The following is an 18,721-nucleotide window of genomic DNA, read 5'->3' as shown; positions in this document are numbered from 1 at the left end:
CGATGAAGCGGGGTCTCGACGCGGCGGCCGGATGCCGGGCACGCCACTGTAGCGGAAATCAAACCGGCTGTCGCCCATGGCAGCGGGTGCGCGCGTCGGTCCTTGCGGCTGTTCCGCCGGCCGGGCAATTGACGGACAATCCGGCGCTGAAGGCCGATCGCGCCTCGACCCGAGCGCGCGCATCGACTGCCAGGAACCCACTCATGACATTCCGCCTTGAAATCCCGCTGCGGCGCGCGTTCCTGCTCGTGCTGCTTGCTCACGCGCCCCATGCTTTCGCGGCAGGGCTCGACTGCGTACAGGCATCCAGCCCGACGGAAAAAGCCATCTGCGCATCGAACGACCTGCATCTGGACGACGGCCGGCTGTCGGCCTTCTACCGGAGACTGTCCGATGCATTGCCGCAGGGGCAGCGTGCCGCGTTGCGCACCGCGCAGCTCGGCTGGCTGAAGGCCCGCGATCAATGCGGCGCCGATCACGGTTGCCTCGAACAGCGCTACCTGACGCGGATCGGCGACCTGCAATCGCAGCTCGCCACAGTGCTCGCCTATCGCCCGGACGCCGAAGACAAGGCGGCGCTCGACGACTTGCGCACGCTCGTCGACCAGGCGCGCCGCACGGATTCCAGTTCGCCGGTCGAGCAAGTGATCGACCGGTTGCGGATCACGAACGGCGTGACGCGCTTTTCGAGCGACGCCGGCGACGGGCAGGGCCCGGTGTGGCCGACCGCGCGGCCGGGTGGCGTGACGGCCGACGAGTGGCGGGCGTTGAAGGCGTCGCCGAGCGGTGCGGACGACACCGCGACGGGGGCGTCGTACACGCTGATCGATCTCGACGGCGACGGGCAGCGCGATCTGGTCGTCGAATCGGCGGCGAACGGAACCGGCTTGTGGTCGTCGGTCGATGTGTTGCGCCGCAAGGGCGGCAAGTTCGAGGTATCCGGCGATTCGAACGAGGCACTCGACCGCAGCTTGTACACGACGAATGGCCGCGGCGCGAATCAGGCCGGAGAATGGATTCGCTTGCGCGGGCGCGTCTATGCGTTGTATCGCGACAGTCACTACGGCATGGACGAGTTTTACCTGCTGCGGCCGTTTACCGTCGTCGGCGAGGTGTCGAAACTGACGGTGCATTACCGTTACCGCCTGTCGGTACCGATCGAGCAACACAATGAAGGCCAGCGTGGTTCGACGGTGCTCGACGGCAAGCTGCATGCGGCGCTCGAAAAAGCGCTGCACGACGTGAACGACAACACCGCGCGCGATGCGGGCTCCGACACGCCGCTGTGCCCGATCCCGCCTTCGGTGCAGGGCGACGATCGCAGCGAATACGCGAACTACGGGCCCGGCCACTATGCGTACGAGATCGTCGGTGACATGGGGGTTCAGGTCGGCGATAAATGCTATATCGGCCGGTTGATCGACTGGTTCGGCGATTACCGGAAGGATGGCCTGGTCGCGCAGTTGTCGATGCGTCTTCCCGGCGACGAGTCGGGCCGCGAGCAGACGTTCAGCGTGAGCGGCATCCGGACCGTGACATCCTTTGCGACTTCGATCGAGAAAATGACCGTCAACAGCGGGAATTGAGGCAGGCGTGCGCGGCTCCGGTTCAGCCGTCGTGACCGGAGCGTCAACGGGCACCCTTTAGCGGTTCGCCAGTGCGACGTCCTGGTTGCCGCGGCCCGTCACCAGACAGCCCGACATGAAGGCTTCGCTCTGGCTGCTGGCGGCTGCTTCGCCGAAGCCGCGGCCGAGCGCGTCGACCTTCACCTGCGCGGCACCTTGCTCGCACGCGAGCGGGCTGGTGTCGTGGCCCTGCGCATGCAGGATCGCGCGATCACCAATGAGATACGCCAGCAGCGCGAAAACAGCGATATGTACGGCTCGTCTCATGGTTCGTCTCCTCGTGGCTCAAGCGTAACGCGGACCCGTTCGACGAAGCACTTGGGGGTTCCCCCGGTAAACGTCTGCTGAAATGAGGGCGTGCCGGGTGATCCTGTCCCGTTTTTCGAGGCAGACCTGCGGGAGAAGAGCGCAACGTCAACGCGCGTGGCAGGCGCAGCCGGACGGACGGCGACACATGGGTACGGCAGTTTTTTGCGCGACAGGCGCGCGATTCACGGGAGTTTGACGAATGTCAGGTTACGGACGGGAGGGGGCGGTCGCGCAGCGGTTCAAAGCGATAGCATGAATACATGATTTGACGGAACGCGATCGCGGAGGCATGCATCGGTTCCGGCAAGCAGGTGCGAGTTGAACATCGCTATCGAATTAGTGAGGAATCCAAATGCTTAACGTCTCTTCCGTCCTGATCAGCCTCGCCCCGATGTGGGCCATCCTGCTCGTGGCGTCTTCGGCCGCCGCCTATTTCGTGTTCGTGCGCAAGGTCATCGACTAAGCGCTGCGGGAACGCCGATGCAACACGGGTGAGCGGCAACGCGCACACGTGTCGCACCGCGCGTCGCAAACCCGCGGCCCGTCGACGAACGGGCCGCTGCCGCAGCGTCGCGCGTCATCGCCGTCATTGCACGGCCGTGACCGGCACATTCGAAATCCGCACCAGCCGGCTCATCACGCTGCGACGGAACACCGACAGCAGCGCATGCAACGGGTCGTGCCGCGGCGCGACGACCACGATCTCGTCGCAGCCCGTCTCTGCCGCCACGGACGCGATCGTATCGGCCACCGGGCCCACTTTCATCACGACGCTGTACTTGACGCCGGCTTCCTGCAGGATCCGCTCGGCCATGGCCAGATCGTCGGACGCGAACTTCTCCTCGATCGAACGCAGCCGCGACAGCGGATGGTAGGCCTCGAGCCGCGTCGATTCGAGCGGCGCCTGGACGTTGATCAGCACGATTTCCGACGCACACCGTTCGCGGTACAGGAAGGTCGCGTGACGAACCGCCTGAAGCGAGCGGGGAGAGTGGCCGACCGGAACCAGCAGCTTGAGCATGAATGTTGTCCAGGAAACGAGATGATTCCAGCGTAGCGCGCCGCCGGGCCGAACAATCTAAAGAGAGCGGACGATCGCGTAAAAATGTCGTTAACGCGCGCTGCCTCGTGCCGCGCCTAATAGAAATATAAGAAATTTAAGTTTATGCGCATAAACGATTTCATCGGCCGGGGCGGCGCGTGCGAAACGGGCGCCGGCCGCTCCGATTCAGTCGGAACCGCAATGAATCGCGGCGGAAAATATCGGAGGTCGCTGATCGGTCGTCGCGTAGAGTAGTGCATCGGCCGCGGCGCGGCCGCTCCCGGCCGGTTCGGGCGCGACTGCCGCCATGCGGCCCGTCATTCCATTCCGATTCCAGGAGACTCCGCATGCCGCACGGCGCCCCGCAGCTTCTCGCTCCCGCTTCCATCCCCGTCGACCCGATCGTGCGCCTGTCGGCGGGCGAGCTCGCGTCGGCGATCCGCGGCAAGGCCGTGTCGTGCGTCGAGACGATGCGTGCGTATCTCGACCACGTCGAGCGCGTGAACGGCGCGGTCAACGCGATCGTCGCGCTGCGCGATCGCGACGCACTGCTCGCCGAAGCCGCGGAAAAGGATGCCGCGCTGGCGCGCGGCGAGTACCACGGCTGGATGCACGGGATGCCGCAGGCGCCGAAGGATCTGGCGATGACGAAGGGGCTGCGGACGACCTACGGCTCGCCGATCTTCCGCGAGAACGTGCCGCAGGCGGATTCCGTGGGCGTGGCGCGGATGCGCGCGGCCGGCGCGATCTTCATCGGCAAGACCAATACGCCCGAATTCGGGCTCGGCTCGCATACGTTCAACGAGGTCTACGGCGCGACGCGCAACCCGTACGACCTGACGAAGAGCGCGGGCGGCAGCAGCGGCGGCACGGCGGCGGCGCTTGCGTCGCGGATGCTGCCGGTGGCGGACGGCAGCGATTTCGGCGGCTCGCTGCGCAACCCGGCGGCGTTCTGCAACATCTACGGCTTCCGCCCGTCGCAGGGCCGCGTGCCGCGCTGGCCGGGCGTCGACGTGTTCGTGCAGCAGCTCGGCATCGAAGGCCCGATGGGCCGTACCGTCGGCGACGTCGCGCAACTGCTCGCGATCCAGGCCGGCTACGACCGCAACGATCCGCTGTCGCTCGCGGACGATCCGGCCGTGTTCGCGCAGCCGCTCGACGCCGACCTGCGCGGCAAGCGCATCGCGTGGGTCGGCGACTGGAACGGTTATCTCGCGACCGAGGCGGGCGTGCTCGCGCTGTGCGAACAGGGGCTGGCGACGCTGCGCGAGATCGGCTGCGACGTCGATGCCACGCTGCCGGCGTTCGCGCCCGAGCGGATCTGGCGCCTGTGGCTCACGCACCGGCACCTGCTGTCCGGCGGCGGGCTGCTTGCGCACTATCGCGACCCGGCGCGGCGCGCGCTGCTGAAGCCCGAGGCGATCTACGAGGTCGAAGGGCTGCTCGCGATGCAGGGCGCAGCGGTGTTCGACGCGAGCGTCGAGCGCACCGCGTGGTATCAGGCCGTGCTGAGCTTCTTCGACCGCTACGACTTCATCGCGGCGCCGACCGCGCAGGTGTTCCCGTTCGACGTCGACCAGCGCTGGCCGAAGGAGATCGCGGGCCGTGCGATGGATACGTACCACCGCTGGATGGAAACGGTCGTGCCGTGGACGCTGGCCGGCTGCCCGGTGATCAGCGTGCCGGTCGGCTTCAACGACGCGGGGCTGCCGATGGGGATGCAGCTGATCGGGCGTCCGCGCGCCGATCTCGCCGTGTTGCAGCTTGCGCGCGGCTACGAGCAGGCGGCTGACCGGGTCGGCGGGCGGTTGCCGGCGTGGATGGCTGCGTAGCGCGGCGCCGGCCGAAAGCCGATAGCCGAAAGCGGGTGGCCGACCACCGGCCGCCTCACTTTGCCAACCTCCGCCGCCACTGCCATTCATGCGGCTCGCGAACGAATTCCAGCCCCCGCCCGAAATCGCGCGCAATCGCCGACGAATCCCGTCGAGCACATACGTGACGCGCGCAATTGCAAGTGGCCGCGCGGCGTGATTTCGTTTCGATGTGTTTCAGTCGTTGCGGCCGCGCGCGGCGCGCTTCGACAATATCGGGCTCAACCATTCGGGCACGAGGACAACACATGAAGCAGATTCGCGCGACGGGCCGTCACCTGGCCTCGGCAGGCATTGCGTTCGGCATCCTGGCAAGCGGCGCCGCACACGCGCAGCTCGACCTGCAGTCGCTCGGCGCATCGCTGCTCGGCGGCGGGCAGCAGCAGGCGGCGCCCGCGCAGGGCGGCGTCGCGCAATTGCTGCAGGCCTATGTTGGCGCGAACCAGCAGGTGCTGACCGGCCAGTCGTCGCTCGCGTCGGCGATGGGGCTGACCGGCGCGGCCGGGCAGGCGCAGCAGGCCGCGAGCCAGCTCGCCGGCGGCGATACGCTGACGCCGGCCGCGCTGTCGCAGATGGGCGGCGCGCAGCAATCGGTATCGCAGGCGCTCGGCCAGGCCTTCGCGAGCGGCGGTGCGACGCACGGCCCGATCGACAAGCAGGCATTCAGCAACGGCCTCGCGTCGCTCGGGCAGGGGCTCACGCAGTATTCGCAACTGCAGTCGGGGCTCGGCAATCTCGGTTCGACGAGCGCGGCGTCGCTGTTGCAGTCGGGCCTGAATCCGCAGAACATGCAGGCTGCGTCGTATATCGCGCAAAACGCGCCGGGCCAGTTGCAGTCGCTCGCGACGACGCTCAGCCAGGCCGTGCAGTTCGCGACGCGCCAGGGCATTTCGGTGCCGTCGGTCGCCTCGTCGGCGCTGAAGCTGCTGCCGTAACGTTGCGCGGGGCCGTGCGCGATGCGGTGCCGGCATCGCGCGCGACACGAAGATGGCCCCGCCCAACATGGGGATGGCGCACGATGCTATCGTGGCGTGTCCCTTTTTTCGGTGCAGGTTCATGACAGACTCGTTTGACCTCTCGCGCTATTTCTCCCGCATCGGCTACGACGGCCCGGTCGAGCCGACGCTCGACGTGCTGCGCCGGCTGCATCTGCTGCACCCGCAGGCGATTCCGTTCGAAAACCTCAATCCGCTGACCGGCGCGCCCGTCGCGCTCGATCTGCCGTCGATCGTCGACAAGGTGCTCGCGCATCGCCGCGGCGGCTACTGCTTCGAACTCAACAAGCTGTTCTACACCGCGCTCACGGCGATCGGCTTTCGCGTGACGCCGATGATCGCGCGCGTGCGCTGGATGCTGCCGCCGGAAGTCGCCACCGCGCATACGCACATGCTGCTGCGCATCGATCTCGACGGCGCGGCCTGGCTCGCGGACATCGGCTTCGGCAGCGCGACGCTCACCGCGCCGCTGCGTTTCGTGCCGGACGAGCGGCAACTGACGCCGCATGGCGCGTTTCGTGTCGTCGCCGCGCCGGTCGACGGTGAGTTCGACATGCAGATCGAGACGCCCGACGGCTGGCAGACCACCTATCGCTTCCAGCCGAAGCGGGTCGAATGGATCGATTACGACGCCGCGAACTGGTTCACGTCGACGTATCCCGAATCGATCTTTCTGCATAACCTGATCGCCTGCCGCGTGCTGCCGGAAGGCCGTGCGGCGCTGCGCAACACCACGCTGACGATCCGGGACGCGGCGGGCGTCGGGCGCGCCGTCACGTTCGACGATGCGGCCGCCTGGGGCGCGTGCCTGCGCGACACGATCGGCATCGACACGACGGGATTCGATCTCGACGCGCTGTTTGCGCGACTGGCGGCGCCCGCCGCCGCATAACCCGGATCACGATCGATAGCCAACGGCGGCCCGCATCCACGGGCCGCTCTTACGGTTGACTTCTGCTAGATTGCTAGCATACTAGTAACCATGACCGATGAAGAAGTGAAGCAGTTCAACGTGTACCTGCCGCTCAGCCTGATCCGGCAGGTCAAGCATCGCGCCATCGAAACGGAGCAGTCGCTGTCCGCGCTGGTGGCCGACGCATTGCGCGCGTACCTGGCCGCGCCGCCGCCGGGTGCGGAGCCGTCCACCAAGGAGGAGTGACATGTCATCCGAGCGAATCGAAGCCGTGTACCTGACGACGCACAACTGGGGCAAGTCGGCGAAGTTCTTCCAGGCGCTGGGCTTCAAGCTGGAGTTCGAAACCGATCACCACTCGGGCCAGCTGCGCAGCGGCGACGGCCCCTTTCTGTTCATCGCCGAAGTGCCGCCGGGCGAGACGCCGGCCATGCAGGTGGTGCTCAAGGTGGCGGATGAGCAGGCGGTTCAGCCGCAGCCGATCGTCGACGTCGTCACGCCGTTCGAAGATACCCACTGGGGCACGCGCGACATGACCGTGCGCGACCCGGACGGCCGCGTATGGCGCCTGCAGGCGCCGGGCAAGCAGGGCGCGTGAGGCGATCATGACCGAACCCCGCGAAAGCGCCCCCGACAGCACGGCCGCGCGCGTCGCGCTGTGGCGCGCCCTGCACGTCGAACTCGACGCGCCGCCGCACGTGCTCGCCGATGAAGTCGGGCTGCAATTGCTCGCACCGGAACGCGGCTGGCAGCAGCGCGGCGACATGGATCCGCAGTTCACGCGGCCGTTCCGTGCGTCGATCGTCGCGCGGGCGCGCTTCATCGAGGATCTCGTCGTCGAACAGGCCGCGCGCGGGCTGAGCCAGTACGTGATCCTCGGCGCGGGTCTCGACAGCTTCGTGCAGCGCCGGCCCGACATGGCGTCGCGCGTGACCGTCTTCGAAGTCGATCCGCCCGCGCCGCAGGCCTGGAAGCAGCGCCGCCTGGTCGAGCTCGGTTTCGGCGTGCCCGACTGGCTGCGTTTCGTGCCGGTCGATTTCGAGGCGAAGCAGTCGTGGCGTGCCGCGCTGGTCGGCGCGGGCTTCGATGCCGGCAAGCCGGCGGTCGTGGTGTCGACCGGCGTCAGCATGTACCTGACGCACGAAGCGAATGCGGCCGCGTTGCGCGAAGTCGCGTCGCTCGCGCCGGGCTTGACGCTCGCGATGACGTTCCTGCTGCCGCTGGAGCAGGCGGATCCGGATGTGCGCCCCGGGCTGGAAATGGCCGCGAAGGGCGCGCGCGCCAGCGGCACGCCGTTCATCAGCTTCTTCATGCCGGCGCAGATCCAGGCGCTCGCGCGGGAAGCCGGTTTCGCGCAAGCCGCGCACGTATCGGCCGCCGAACTGACGCGCCGTTACTTCGCCGATCGCACCGACGGCCTGCGGCCGCCGAACAACGCGGAAGAGCTGCTGGTCGCGACGGTCTGAGCTGTCGCGACCATAGCGACCACCGGGGCCACAGCGACCCTCACGCGCGTTCGAGCACGGCCATTTCCCGCACGACCACCAGCAGCACCGCGAGGCTCGCGCCGCCCGATGCGCGCAGGTCCGCGAGCAGGTGCTCGTAGCGCGCGAGCGCGGCTTCGCGGCGCGCGCGCCACGCGCCGACGATCGTCTCCGGCGTGGTCGAATCCGGCGATTCCGCGAGTGCGCTCGTCGCCAGCGTGCGCTTGAGACGCGCGACTTCCGCGAGCGCGGCCGCGCGCGCCAGCATGTCCCAGTGCGTCGGCGTCGGCAGCGTCGCCGCGCGCTCGCCGATCCAGCTGTAATTGAGCAGCGTGCCGAGCGAGAAATAGACGCCCGCGACGAGTTCGAGGCTGCGGTGGCTGGTCGCGGCCACTTCGGCGATGTCGAGCAGCGCGGCCGAGATGTCGCCGCTCGCGACGCGCACCGCAAGCGCGCTGTCGACACCGGCTTCGACCAGCACGCGCTGCCGTTCGGACAATGCTTCGAGATCGTCGGCCGGCAGCAGCGACGGCAGTTGCGGCGCGAGCCGCTCCGCCGCGTCGCGGCAGCGCGCGATCAGCTCGGTGACGCCACCATCGGCCACCGCGCCGGACTGCAGGTGCCGCAGGAACCACAGCGCCGCGCGCTCCAGCAACCTTGCGACGTCGACGAACATGCGCGCCTGCACGTCGTCGGCGACGCGGTTGTCGAGCGCGTCGATGTCACGCCACACCGCATCGAGGTCGAACACGTCGCGCGCCATGATGCAGGCGCGCACGATGTCGCCGGGCTTCGCGTCGGTCTCCTCCATCAGCCGGTGCACGAACGCGCAGCCGACGCGGTTCACCAGCGCGTTGGTCAGGTGCGTCGCGAGGATCTCGCGGCGCAGCGGATGGCGGCGCATCGGTTCGCTGAAGCGCTGCTGCAGCGGCTTCGGGAAGTAGTCGACGAGCATCGCGGCCACCAGCGGATCCTCGGGCACGTCGGATTCGAGCAGCGCGTCGTATAGCCACATCTTGCTGTACGCGAGCAGCACCGCGCGTTCCGGCGACGTGAGGCCGAGCTTCGCGGCCTGCCGTTCGGCGACTTCGTCATCGGTCGGCAGGAATTCGATCACGCGGTTCAGGCGGCCCGCGCGTTCGAGCCAGCGCATCAGGCGCGCCTCGGCATCGAGCAGCTCGACCGCGTAGCGGCCGGCGATAGACAGCGCCTGCGTCTGGTAGTAGTTGTCGCGCAGCACGAGCAACCCGACTTCGTCGGTCATCTCCGCGAGCAGCGCATTGCGCTGCTTCTCGGTCATCTCGCCGTCGGACACGACGAGCCCGAGCAGGATCTTGATGTTGACTTCGTGATCCGAACAATCGACGCCGGCCGAGTTGTCGATCGCATCGGTGTTGATGCGGCCGCCGCGTTGCGCGAACTCGATCCGGCCGAACTGCGTGCAGCCGAGATTGCCGCCTTCGCCGACCACCTTGCAGCGCAGGTCCGCGCCGTTCACGCGCACCGCGTCGTTCGCGCGATCGCCGACCTGCAGGTGGGTTTCGCGCGCGGCCTTCACGTAGGTGCCGATCCCGCCGTTGTACAGCAGGTCGACCGGCGCCTGCAGGATCGCGCGGATCAGCTCGGCCGGCGGCAGCGCGTGCGCGTCGATGCCGAGCGCGGCCTGCACGGCCGGCGACAGAGGGATCGTCTTCGCGGTGCGCGGGTAGACGCCGCCGCCCGCAGAAATCGCGGCCGGATCGTAGTCGGCCCAGCTCGAGCGTTCGAGCGCGAACAGGCGCGCGCGCTCGGCGAAGCTCGTCGCGGGATCGGGGTTCGGGTCGAGGAACACGTGCCGGTGATCGAACGCGGCGACCAGCCGGATATGCGGCGACAGCAGCATCCCGTTGCCGAACACGTCGCCCGACATGTCGCCGACGCCGACCACCGTGAAGTCGGTCGTCTGCGTATCGATGCCCATCTCGCGGAAGTGCCGCTTCACCGATTCCCACGCGCCGCGCGCGGTGATCGCCATCTTCTTGTGGTCGTAGCCGACCGAGCCGCCGGACGCGAAGGCGTCGTCGAGCCAGAAGCCGTATTCGTGCGAGATCGCGTTCGCGTAGTCGGAGAAGGTGGCCGTGCCCTTGTCGGCGGCGACGACCAGGTACGGGTCATCCGGATCGTGTCGAACCACGTCGGGCGGCGGCACGATCGCGTTGCTCACGAGGTTGTCGGTCAGGTCGAGCAGGCCGCGCAGGAAGGTCTGGTAGCACGCGATGCCTTCGCGCATCCACGCTTCGCGATCGCTCGGCGGCGGCGGGTTCTTCACGACGAAGCCGCCTTTCGAGCCGACCGGCACGATCACGACGTTCTTCACCATCTGCGCCTTCATCAGCCCGAGCACTTCGGTGCGGAAATCCTCGCGGCGATCCGACCAGCGCAGGCCGCCGCGCGCGACGCGTCCGCCGCGCAGGTGCACGCCCTCGACACGCGGCGAGTACACCCAGATCTCGAACATCGGCTTCGGTTCGGGCAGGCCCGGCACTTTCGCCGGATTGAACTTGAACGACAGGTACGGCTTCGGTTCGCCGTTCGCATCGGCGAGGAAGTAGTTCGTGCGCTCGGTCGCGTTGATCACGCCGAGGAACTGGCGCAGGATGCGGTCCTCGTCGAGGTTCGGCACCTGGTCGAGCGCGCCTTCGATCGCCTTCAGTAGCCGCTCGGCCTGCACGTCGCGCGTGTCGCCGGTGGCCGGGTCGAACCGCAGCAGGAACAGCTCGACGAGCTGCCGCGCGATCGCCGGGTTGCCGGTCAGCGCGCGCTCGATATACGCGTCGCTGAAGGTCGAGCCGACTTGCCGCAGGTACTTCGCATACGCGCGCAGGATCGTCACTTCGCGTGCGCTCAGATGGGCGCGCAGCACGAGGCGGTTGAAGTCGTCGTTCTCGATCCGGCCGCTCCAGATCTGGTCGAACGCATCCTCGAACAGGCCCTTCACGCGCTCGATGTCGAATTCGGTATCGTCCGCGAGTTCGAGGCCGAAGTCGTGTACCCACGCATGCGCGGCGTCCTGCGTCTGGATCCGGTACGGCCGTTCCTCGTCGACGCGCACGCCGAGATGCTCGAGCATCGGCAGGCTGCGCGACAGCGCGATCGGGTCGCCCGCGCGATAGACCTTGAAGCGGAACGCGCGCGCCTCGGCTTCGATCGGCCGGTACAGGTTCATCGCGAGCTGCCCCGAGTCCTTCACGCGCTCGATCAGCTCGATGTCGCGCACGGCCGTGCGCGCCGGATAGTCGTCGCGATAGCCGGCCGGGAACGAATCGGCATAGCGCTGCAGCAGGCGGTTGCCTTGCTCTTCGCCGAACGCATCGAGCAGTGCGTCGGCGAGGTCGTCCTGCCAGCGGCGCGTGGCCTGCACGAGCCGCGTTTCGAGCTCGCGCGTGTCGACGTCGGGCATCGTGCCCGGTTCCGCGTGCACGACGAAATGAATCCGCGCGATCGCCGATTCCGACAGCAGCGGCGTGAACTCGACGTTCACGCCGTTGTACGCATCGATGAGCAGCTTCGCGATGCGCCGGCGCAGGTCGGTGTTGTACTTGTCGCGCGGCACGAACACGAGGCACGACACGAAGCGGTCGAAGCGGTCGCGACGCACGAACAGGCGCGTGCGCTGGTGCTCCTGCAGCCGCAGGATGCCGAGTGCGATGTCGTAGAGCTGGTCCTCATCGGCCTGGAACAGCTCGTCGCGCGGATAGGTTTCGAGCACCGTCACGAGCGACTTGCCGAGGTGCCCCTTCGGCAGGAAGCCCGCGCGCCGCACGATGTTCGCGCACTTGCGGCGCACGATCGGGATATCCGCATACGAGCCGAAATAGGCCGTCGACGTATAGAGCCCGATGAAGCGGCGCTCGCCCGCGACCTTGCCGTCGGGGCCGACGAGTTTCACGCCGATATAGTCGAGATAGCCGGGCCGGTGCACGGTTGCGCGCGAATTCGCCTTGGTCAGGAAGATCGGCCAAGCGCCGGTGATGATGTCGGCCGCGGCGGGCGGTAGCGGCGTGACGTCGGGCGCGTCCGACGTGCGCAGCGATTCGCGCAGGATGCCGAAGCCGGTGCCTTCGATGCCGCGCAGCCCGAAGCCCGTGCCGTCCGATACCAGCGCGTAGTCGCGCTGGCCGAGGAACGTGAAATGATCGGCGGCCATCCATTCGAGGAAGGCGCGCGCCTCGATGTCTTCCGCGGTCGATTCGCGCGCCTTCATTTCCTTGATCGTCGCGCGCGCGATGTCGACGATCTTCGGCCAGTCTTCCACCGACGCGCGCACGTCGCCGAGCACGTGCGCGATGTCGTTGCGCAACGTGTTGAGCAGCGCGGCATCGCCGCAGCGGTCGACTTCGAAATGGATGAACGACGCGAGCTGCGACTGGCCGTCGCCGGGTGTCGCGCCGCCTGCATCGACGCGCTCGATGCCGCCGTCGCGGCCGCGCCAGATGCGGAATACCGGGTGCAGCGCCGAATGCAGCGCGAGCCCGAGACGGTTGACGGCCATCGTCACCGAATCGACGAGGAACGGCATGTCGTCGTTGACGATCTCGATGACCGTGTGATCGGAATGCCAGCCGTGCTGTTCGAGGATCGGGTTGTACACGCGCAGCCGCTCGCTGCCGGGCACGAATTTCTGGGCGGTCTGCCAGTGCGCCATCGCGGCGCCGTAGAGATCGGCGATGCTGCGGCTTTGCAGATCGTCGGCATCGACGAAATCGTAGTAATGACGCAGGAACGGTTCGACGATCCGGAAGGTGGCTTCGGGCAGGCGCCCGCGCGCGAATTCGACGACGTCCGAGAGCAGGTGTGCGACGACTTCCTCGTTCTTCGCTTCCATGGCGGTCTCCTCGTCGGGTGGCCATCGGCTGCTGCGTCTGTCCGGCATTATGCGCCGATTGCGTGACAAAGCGATGTGCGGGCGCACAACGAGCGGCGGCTGGAGGAGGCCGCGTGCAGCGCCCGTTGCGAGCGCTGCAGCGTGAGTGTCAGTGCAGGGCCGGCAGCGCCGAAGCGCTACCGCCGTTGACGCTCAGCGCTTGTCGCTCCACAGCTTGCCGGCCGTCGCCCAGTTCTCCTTCTTCACGTCGGTCAGGATGATGTCGACCGAGCCCGGTTCGCAGCCGAGCGTCTCGCACGTGACGCGCGTGATGGCTTCGACGAATGCGCGCTTCTGGTCGACGGTGCGGCCTTCGAAGAGCTGGATATTGAAAGTCGGCATGACGGAGTGCTCCGATTGGTTGGGATGAGTGAGGCGTTGGGCGCCGGCGGCGTCAGTCGCGATACGTCGGATCGATCCGGTCGAGCCGTCGCAGCAGCGCCGGCCACTCCAGTTCGCCCTCGATCGCGCCGCCGTCGCGCAGCTGTTCGGCGGTTCGGTCGGCGACGGCCGGGTCGGGCAGCACGAGCGGCCCGCCGCCGGCCTGCGCGCGCACCTGGATATCGCACGCCTTGATCAGCGTATCCATCAGCACATAGGCTTCGGCCACGGTGCGGCCGACCGTCAGCGTGCCGTGGTTGCGCAGCAGCATCGCGGATTTCGCGCCGAGGCTCGCGGTCAGCCGCACGCCTTCGGCCGGCGAGAACGCGAGCGCCTCGTAGTCGTGGTACGCGAGGTCGCCGTGAAACCGCAGCGCGTGCTGCGAAGCGGGCAGCAGCCCGTCGCGCTGGATCGACACGGCGATGCCGGCCGTATTGTGCAGATGCATCACGCATACCGCGTCGGCGCGGGCGGCATGCACGGCCGCGTGCAGCGCGAAGCCCGTCACGTTGACCGCATGCTCGCTGTCGCCGATCCGGTTGCCGGCCAGGTCGATCTTCACGAGATTCGACGCGCGGACTTCGTCGAACGTGAGGCCGAACGGGTTGATCAGGAAGTGGCCGGGCTCGCCGGGCACGGTCGCGGACAGGTGCGTGTAGATCAGGTCGTCCCAGCCGTTCAGCGCGACGAGCCGGTACGCGGCGGCGAGGTCGACGCGCATCCGGCGTTCGGCGTCCGAGATCGGGCCGCCGGGTTGCACGGCATCAGGACGGTGTGCGAATGACGACATCGGGTTCTCCGAAGGTGAAGCGGCGCGCGACGATCACCATGACCCACGACGCGAGCGCGAACGGGGCCGTGAACGCGGGAATGCCGGCGTGCGTCGCGAGCCACTGGATCAGCGCGGCGAGTGCGGCGGCCGCGAGCGCCGCGCGCGGGCCGCGCGGCATCAGCGCGAGTGCGGCGAGCGCGCCGTTGAAGCCGAGCAGGCCGTCGGCGAACGATGCGCCGCTCGCGCCGAGCGCGACCAGCAGCACGGTCGATACCAGCGCGCCGCCGAGCGCGAATGCGGCCGCACGGCGCGATGCCGCGGCGAGGCCGACGACGATCAGCGCGCCGGCCCATGCGCCTTGCGCGAAAGTGGCCTGCGCGACGCCCGAGAGCAGCGCATCGGCCGCGGATGAAAACGTCAGCGCCGGGCCGGCCGTCGCGCCGCCTGCCTGCTGCAATGCGACAAACGGAAACCACAGCGCGGTGACGGCGAGGCACGGGCTCGAATACGGGCACTGCCGCCAGCGTGCGAGCGGCACGCGCATCGCGCGCTGCACGAGCGCCGCGCCGATCGAGGCCAGCGGCACCAGCACGATGGCGGCAAGTTGATGGGGCGCGAACAGCACGGCGATCAGCGCGGCGAGCGCGCCGTTGAAGCCGTGCAGCCCCTGTTCGACGTCGCGGCGCTCGGCGCCCGTCAGCACCGCCGTCATGCTGGCGGCGGCCGAGCCGACCAGCGCCGCGCTCGCGAGCCGCAGGTCGGTCAGCGCCAGTGCGGCGAGCAGCAGCGCGCCGGTGAGCGCATTCGCCTGCAGCACGATCTGCCCGATGCCGCGCAGCAGGATACGCAGGTCGATCGACGGCGAAACGGGGCGGGCGGTAGGCATGATGGCGGCGGAACAGGACGAGCCGCGAGCATAGGACACAATCCGATGCACCGAAATAGGGAATTCTGGATAGTCAGGATTTGTGGTCGATGCCCCGAAACGGTGAATCCGGCGGTCGATTCGTGCCCGAACGCCGCGCCGCGGGCGCTTTCGGCGGGTGGCCCGTTCGGAACTCGAATCCGTGCGCTGGCCGGCACTTTCGCCGAGCGATTCGTGCGACGATGCCTCGCATCGGGATTACCGGGAGACGGAAAGATGCGCGAAGTGCGTTGGGCGTCGCTCGAAGGCGACGGAGTCGAACATCTGACGTTCGACCGGAGCGGCGGCGGGATCGTCGTCGAAAGCGCGGTGGTCGGCCAGCGGTACGGCCGGGCGTACGGGCTCGCGTATCGCGTCGAGTGCGATGCGCACTGGCGCGTGACCTATGCGGTGCTCAAGGTGATGGGCGGCGGCACGCTCGAATTGCGCGGCGACGGCGCGGGCCACTGGCGCGACGGCTCGGGCCGCGCACTGCCGGAACTCGATGGTTGCATCGACATCGACATCGCGGCGACACCGTTCACGAATTCGCTGCCGATCGGCCGCCTGGGCCTCGCGCGCGGCGAGCGGCGGCCGATCGACGTCGCGTACATCTCGACGCCGGACCTGAAGGTCACGCCGGTCAAGCAGGCCTATGCGTGTCTCGAGCCGGGCCGGCGCTATCGCTACGAAGGGATTTTCCGCGACTTCACGGCCGAGATGGAGATCGACGACGACGGGCTCGTCGTCGATTACGAGACGCTGTTCAGACGCCTGCCGGCGCTGGCGCCCGCGGCGCGCTGATCCCGGGCCGCGACCGGGGCGAGCGCCGGCCGCTCCTGCGCGGACGCGAAGCGGTCGATCCGCGACGCGATCAGGTCGGGGTGGCGCAGCACGACCCAGTGCGTGCCGTCGATTTCCTCGCGCACGTGGTCGCCGAGCCAGCGGTCGAGGTCGACCGACATCTCGGGCGTCACGTAGCGGTCGCGCACCGGCACCAGGATCTGCACGGGCGCCTGCGCGTACCGCTCGCGCGGCTTGCGGGCCCGTGCGATGAAGTTCGCGCGGTACAGCTGCAGCCCGTTCAGCGCGTTCTTCAGTTGCACGGGATCGCGCTCCGCCCGCACGCGCTCGGTGAGCTGCAGCCAGCGCGGCCACAGCGCGGCGCCGGCGAGCCGCCATACCAGCGACGGCACGAGCGGCAGGTGGAAGAACGCGATGTACCACGACTTCAGGCTCTGCTTGAGCCGCATCTTCGCGCGGAACACGTGATCGAGGCACGGGCCCGAGATCGACGTGTACGACGCGATCCGGCCGCGGAACGCGGGGTCGGTCACGGCCTCCCAGCACTGGATCGACCCCCAGTCGTGGCCGACGAGATGGAACGGCCGGCCGCCGCAGGTTGCGTCGGCCACCGCCCTCAGGTCGGCGGCGAGCCGCTCGAGCGTGTAGTCGGCGCGGCGGCGCGGCGCATCGGACGCCCCGGCGCCGCGCACGTCGTACGCGATCACGCGGTAGCGCTTCGCGAGCCGCGCGCGGATCGGCGCCCACACGGCCGCCGAATCCGGGTAGCCGTGTACGAGGATCAGCGGCGGGGCGCGACGCGACCCGCTCACGTAGACGGCGAGTTTCACGTCGCCGGACTGGACGGTCAGCATCTCGTGGGCGCGCGCCATGGCGTCATGCCTGCGCCACCGAGTGCAGCGGCACGCGGCGCGGGGCGGCTTGCGCGGCGTAGCGCGCGTTGGTCGCGTCGATGTTCTCGAGCAGCGTGTCGAGCTCCTGCAGGTACTGATGGTTGTCGTGGTCCCACGGATGGAAACCCGGGCGGAAGTAGTCGAGCCATTCGCGTGCGATGCTCGGGAACACGCCGTGCTTCGGGCTGTACAGGTACTTCACGAGGCGCCACATGCCGCCGAACTTGCCGTGCTCGCGACGGTGCGCGCGCATCAGGCGCACGTGGAAGTCGAACACGATGGCCCAGAAGAACACGGTGGTCGTCAGCATCGTGCCGGTGCGCAGCAGGTAGCTGCCGAGGCCCGGCTTCATCACGGTGCGCCACACGTCGTAGGACACCGCCTTGTGCTCGGTTTCCTCCATCGCGTGCCACATCCACATCTGCTGGTAGCCTTCGACCGAGCCGTCGATGCGGTGCTCGTGGCCGGACAGCAACTGGTTCGCGAGGATCGCCGTGTAGTGCTCGAGCGCGATCGTGATCGCGAGCTGCATCGAGTGCGGCAGCACCTTCTTGAACCAGCCGAGGATCGTCCACAGGCGCTTGTCGAGCTTGTGCGCGGGCAGGCCGGACGCCTGCAGCAGGTCGTTGTACTCGATGTGCTCGCGCGTGTGCATCGCTTCCTGGCCGATGAAGCCGAGCACCTGCTTCTTCAGCTCCGGGTCCTCGATCCGGTCGCGGTAGTTGCGCACCGAATCCATGAAAAAGCGTTCGCCGGCCGGGAACAGCAGCGACAGCGCGTTCATGAAGTGCGTGACCGGTACGCCCTGCACGTGCCAGTCGCGCGCGCGTTCGGGGGGCAGCGCGAAACGGATGTCGCGCCGCACGGGCATCATGTTCGGGGTCGTCATGATTGTTCTCCTCCCTGGTTGCCTGCATTGTTGTAGGTGGCGTGCAGCGGCGCGGCCGCCGGCGTGCCGCGCGCGGCGCGGCGGGCCTTTGCGGCCTCGCGGCGCGTCGCGAGCACGACGAGCGCCTGGTACGCGGCGGGCAGGATGCGCGCCATCCAGTCCGCGCCCTTCGCGTCGCGGCCGATCAGGACGCGGCGCTTGTTCTTGCGCACGCCGGCAAGGATCGTGCGTGCGGCCTCGTCGGCGGTCGTGATGAAGAACTTCTCGAAGCTGTCCTTGCCTTGCTGTTCGCTCTCGACGATGAAGCCGACCATGTTCTTCGCGACGCGGCTCGATTGCGCGATGTTCGTGCGGATGCCGCCCGGATGCACGCAGGTGGCCGACACACCGCACTTCATCATGTCGAGTTCCTGGCGCAGCGATTCGGTTAAGCCGCGCACCGCGAACTTGGTCGCGTTGTAGCCGCTCATGCCCGGCTGCGCGAAGATCCCGAAGATGCTCGACGTGTTGATCACGTGGCCTTCGCCCGACGCCTTCAGGTGCGGCAGGAACGCCTTCGTGCCGTGCACGACGCCCCAGAAGTTGATGTTCACGATCCACTCGAGATCGCTGTATTCCATTCCTTCGATCGTGCTCGACAGCGCGACGCCCGCGTTGTTGAAGATCAGGTTGACCTTGCCGTGTTCCTTCGCGGTGTCGTCGGCCCATGCGAACATCGCGTCGCGGTCGCCGACGTCCAGCACGCGCGTCGACACGCGCACGTTCGGCGCGATCGCGCGGACGATCCGTTCGGTTTCGGCGAGGCCCACGCCGTTCTTGTCGGCGAGCGATACGTGGCAGCCGGCCTGCGCGAGCTGGATCGCGAGCGCGCGGCCCATGCCCGAGCCGGCGCCCGTGATCGCAGCGACCTTGTTGGCGAAATCTCTCATGTCGGTG

At 68.2% G+C, this 18,721-nt stretch carries 17 protein-coding genes; 8 read left to right on the top strand and 9 right to left on the bottom strand.

Features of this window, described 5'->3' with window-relative positions:
- Positions 1 to 203 precede the first annotated feature (203 nt).
- Complete coding sequence (locus CFB41_RS26410; RefSeq protein ID WP_089458490.1) at positions 204 to 1,586, top strand: lysozyme inhibitor LprI family protein; 1,383 nt, start codon at positions 204 to 206, stop codon at positions 1,584 to 1,586.
- 57 nt (positions 1,587 to 1,643) lie between these two features.
- On the opposite strand, the gene CFB41_RS26405 is transcribed toward CFB41_RS26410, so the two are convergent.
- Both CFB41_RS26405 and CFB41_RS26400 read right to left on the bottom strand, forming a co-directional pair.
- Positions 1,644 to 1,892, bottom strand: coding sequence for an adhesin (locus tag CFB41_RS26405; protein WP_089458489.1), 249 nt, complete (start codon positions 1,890 to 1,892; stop codon positions 1,644 to 1,646).
- Positions 1,893 to 2,520: 628 nt separating this feature from the next.
- Positions 2,521 to 2,955 (bottom strand): universal stress protein, encoded by a 435-nt coding sequence (locus CFB41_RS26400; RefSeq protein WP_089442158.1) that lies wholly within the window; start codon positions 2,953 to 2,955, stop codon positions 2,521 to 2,523.
- A gap of 368 nt (positions 2,956 to 3,323) precedes the next feature.
- On the opposite strand from CFB41_RS26400, the gene CFB41_RS26395 reads away from it, so the two are divergent.
- The 6 genes from CFB41_RS26395 to CFB41_RS26370 all read left to right on the top strand — a co-directional run bounded on the left by CFB41_RS26395 (position 3,324) and on the right by CFB41_RS26370 (position 8,221).
- On the top strand, positions 3,324 to 4,808 hold the full coding sequence (locus CFB41_RS26395) for an amidase (protein ID WP_089458488.1): 1,485 nt from the start codon (positions 3,324 to 3,326) through the stop codon (positions 4,806 to 4,808).
- Positions 4,809 to 5,095: 287 nt separating this feature from the next.
- The gene (locus tag CFB41_RS26390) at positions 5,096 to 5,782 is read left to right on the top strand and encodes a hypothetical protein (RefSeq protein ID WP_089442160.1); all 687 of its coding nucleotides are present in this window, start codon (positions 5,096 to 5,098) and stop codon (positions 5,780 to 5,782) included.
- 121 nt (positions 5,783 to 5,903) lie between these two features.
- Positions 5,904 to 6,734 (top strand): arylamine N-acetyltransferase, encoded by an 831-nt coding sequence (locus CFB41_RS26385; RefSeq protein WP_089458487.1) that lies wholly within the window; start codon positions 5,904 to 5,906, stop codon positions 6,732 to 6,734.
- Between the two features lie 90 nt (positions 6,735 to 6,824).
- On the top strand, positions 6,825 to 7,001 hold the full coding sequence (locus CFB41_RS26380; protein ID WP_089458486.1) for a ribbon-helix-helix domain-containing protein: 177 nt from the start codon (positions 6,825 to 6,827) through the stop codon (positions 6,999 to 7,001).
- A gap of 1 nt (position 7,002) precedes the next feature.
- Positions 7,003 to 7,353, top strand: coding sequence for a glyoxalase/bleomycin resistance/extradiol dioxygenase family protein (locus CFB41_RS26375; RefSeq protein ID WP_089458485.1), 351 nt, complete (start codon positions 7,003 to 7,005; stop codon positions 7,351 to 7,353).
- 7 nt (positions 7,354 to 7,360) lie between these two features.
- A complete protein-coding gene (locus CFB41_RS26370; RefSeq protein ID WP_089458484.1) occupies positions 7,361 to 8,221 on the top strand; it encodes a class I SAM-dependent methyltransferase in 861 nt (286 codons plus the stop codon).
- 40 nt (positions 8,222 to 8,261) lie between these two features.
- Here the strand turns inward: CFB41_RS26370 and CFB41_RS26365 are convergent, their stop codons facing one another.
- The 4 genes from CFB41_RS26365 to CFB41_RS26350 form a co-directional block, all read right to left on the bottom strand.
- On the bottom strand, positions 8,262 to 13,103 hold the full coding sequence (locus tag CFB41_RS26365; RefSeq protein ID WP_089458483.1) for an NAD-glutamate dehydrogenase: 4,842 nt from the start codon (positions 13,101 to 13,103) through the stop codon (positions 8,262 to 8,264).
- A gap of 192 nt (positions 13,104 to 13,295) precedes the next feature.
- Positions 13,296 to 13,484 carry a 4-oxalocrotonate tautomerase gene (locus CFB41_RS26360; RefSeq protein ID WP_089458482.1) on the bottom strand — a complete coding sequence of 63 codons (189 nt, stop codon included), beginning with the start codon at positions 13,482 to 13,484 and terminating at the stop codon, positions 13,296 to 13,298.
- 52 nt (positions 13,485 to 13,536) lie between these two features.
- On the bottom strand, positions 13,537 to 14,313 hold the full coding sequence (locus CFB41_RS26355) for a class II aldolase/adducin family protein (protein WP_089458481.1): 777 nt from the start codon (positions 14,311 to 14,313) through the stop codon (positions 13,537 to 13,539).
- On the bottom strand, positions 14,288 to 15,181 hold the full coding sequence (locus CFB41_RS26350; protein ID WP_089458480.1) for an urea transporter: 894 nt from the start codon (positions 15,179 to 15,181) through the stop codon (positions 14,288 to 14,290). Before CFB41_RS26350 ends, CFB41_RS26355 begins: the two co-directional genes overlap by 26 nt.
- A 255-nt stretch (positions 15,182 to 15,436) precedes the next feature.
- Here CFB41_RS26350 and CFB41_RS26345 point away from each other — a divergent pair, with 255 nt between their 5' ends.
- Positions 15,437 to 16,003, top strand: coding sequence for a putative glycolipid-binding domain-containing protein (locus CFB41_RS26345; protein WP_089458479.1), 567 nt, complete (start codon positions 15,437 to 15,439; stop codon positions 16,001 to 16,003).
- On the opposite strand, the gene CFB41_RS26340 is transcribed toward CFB41_RS26345, so the two are convergent.
- Genes CFB41_RS26340 through CFB41_RS26330 form a run of 3 tightly spaced genes read right to left on the bottom strand, consistent with a single transcriptional unit; the run spans position 15,952 to position 18,714 of the window.
- Positions 15,952 to 16,875, bottom strand: coding sequence for an alpha/beta fold hydrolase (locus CFB41_RS26340; protein ID WP_089458478.1), 924 nt, complete (start codon positions 16,873 to 16,875; stop codon positions 15,952 to 15,954). The two genes, CFB41_RS26345 and CFB41_RS26340, sit on opposite strands and share 52 nt — an antisense overlap.
- A 4-nt stretch (positions 16,876 to 16,879) precedes the next feature.
- Entirely contained in the window at positions 16,880 to 17,785 is a 906-nt protein-coding gene (locus CFB41_RS26335; protein ID WP_089458477.1) for a metal-dependent hydrolase, read from the bottom strand.
- Positions 17,782 to 18,714: an SDR family oxidoreductase gene (locus CFB41_RS26330; RefSeq protein ID WP_089458476.1), complete on the bottom strand. Its 933-nt coding sequence runs from the start codon at positions 18,712 to 18,714 to the stop codon at positions 17,782 to 17,784. Before CFB41_RS26330 ends, CFB41_RS26335 begins: the two co-directional genes overlap by 4 nt.
- Positions 18,715 to 18,721: the final 7 nt, after the last annotated feature.

The sequence above is a fragment of the Burkholderia sp. AU33803 genome (genome assembly GCF_002223095.1).
Lineage (GTDB): Bacteria > Pseudomonadota > Gammaproteobacteria > Burkholderiales > Burkholderiaceae > Burkholderia.
Note: the sequence above shows the minus strand (reverse complement) of the source record. Positions and strands in the feature narration are given on the sequence as shown.

What these genes read in the sequence shown, in the direction of transcription:
- CFB41_RS26360 (WP_089458482.1), bottom strand. Translation starts at nt 13,484, where the DNA reads ATGCCGACTTTCAATATCCAGCTCTTCGAAGGCCGCACCGTCGACCAG.
- CFB41_RS26380 (WP_089458486.1), top strand. Translation starts at nt 6,825, where the DNA reads ATGACCGATGAAGAAGTGAAGCAGTTCAACGTGTACCTGCCGCTCAGC.
- CFB41_RS26385 (WP_089458487.1), top strand. Translation starts at nt 5,904, where the DNA reads ATGACAGACTCGTTTGACCTCTCGCGCTATTTCTCCCGCATCGGCTAC.
- CFB41_RS26370 (WP_089458484.1), top strand. Translation starts at nt 7,361, where the DNA reads ATGACCGAACCCCGCGAAAGCGCCCCCGACAGCACGGCCGCGCGCGTC.
- CFB41_RS26400 (WP_089442158.1), bottom strand. Translation starts at nt 2,955, where the DNA reads ATGCTCAAGCTGCTGGTTCCGGTCGGCCACTCTCCCCGCTCGCTTCAG.
- CFB41_RS26355 (WP_089458481.1), bottom strand. Translation starts at nt 14,313, where the DNA reads ATGTCGTCATTCGCACACCGTCCTGATGCCGTGCAACCCGGCGGCCCG.
- CFB41_RS26350 (WP_089458480.1), bottom strand. Translation starts at nt 15,181, where the DNA reads ATGCCTACCGCCCGCCCCGTTTCGCCGTCGATCGACCTGCGTATCCTG.
- CFB41_RS26405 (WP_089458489.1), bottom strand. Translation starts at nt 1,892, where the DNA reads ATGAGACGAGCCGTACATATCGCTGTTTTCGCGCTGCTGGCGTATCTC.
- CFB41_RS26375 (WP_089458485.1), top strand. Translation starts at nt 7,003, where the DNA reads ATGTCATCCGAGCGAATCGAAGCCGTGTACCTGACGACGCACAACTGG.
- CFB41_RS26395 (WP_089458488.1), top strand. Translation starts at nt 3,324, where the DNA reads ATGCCGCACGGCGCCCCGCAGCTTCTCGCTCCCGCTTCCATCCCCGTC.
- CFB41_RS26390 (WP_089442160.1), top strand. Translation starts at nt 5,096, where the DNA reads ATGAAGCAGATTCGCGCGACGGGCCGTCACCTGGCCTCGGCAGGCATT.
- CFB41_RS26365 (WP_089458483.1), bottom strand. Translation starts at nt 13,103, where the DNA reads ATGGAAGCGAAGAACGAGGAAGTCGTCGCACACCTGCTCTCGGACGTC.
- CFB41_RS26345 (WP_089458479.1), top strand. Translation starts at nt 15,437, where the DNA reads ATGCGCGAAGTGCGTTGGGCGTCGCTCGAAGGCGACGGAGTCGAACAT.
- CFB41_RS26330 (WP_089458476.1), bottom strand. Translation starts at nt 18,714, where the DNA reads ATGAGAGATTTCGCCAACAAGGTCGCTGCGATCACGGGCGCCGGCTCG.
- CFB41_RS26340 (WP_089458478.1), bottom strand. Translation starts at nt 16,875, where the DNA reads ATGGCGCGCGCCCACGAGATGCTGACCGTCCAGTCCGGCGACGTGAAA.
- CFB41_RS26410 (WP_089458490.1), top strand. Translation starts at nt 204, where the DNA reads ATGACATTCCGCCTTGAAATCCCGCTGCGGCGCGCGTTCCTGCTCGTG.
- CFB41_RS26335 (WP_089458477.1), bottom strand. Translation starts at nt 17,785, where the DNA reads ATGACGACCCCGAACATGATGCCCGTGCGGCGCGACATCCGTTTCGCG.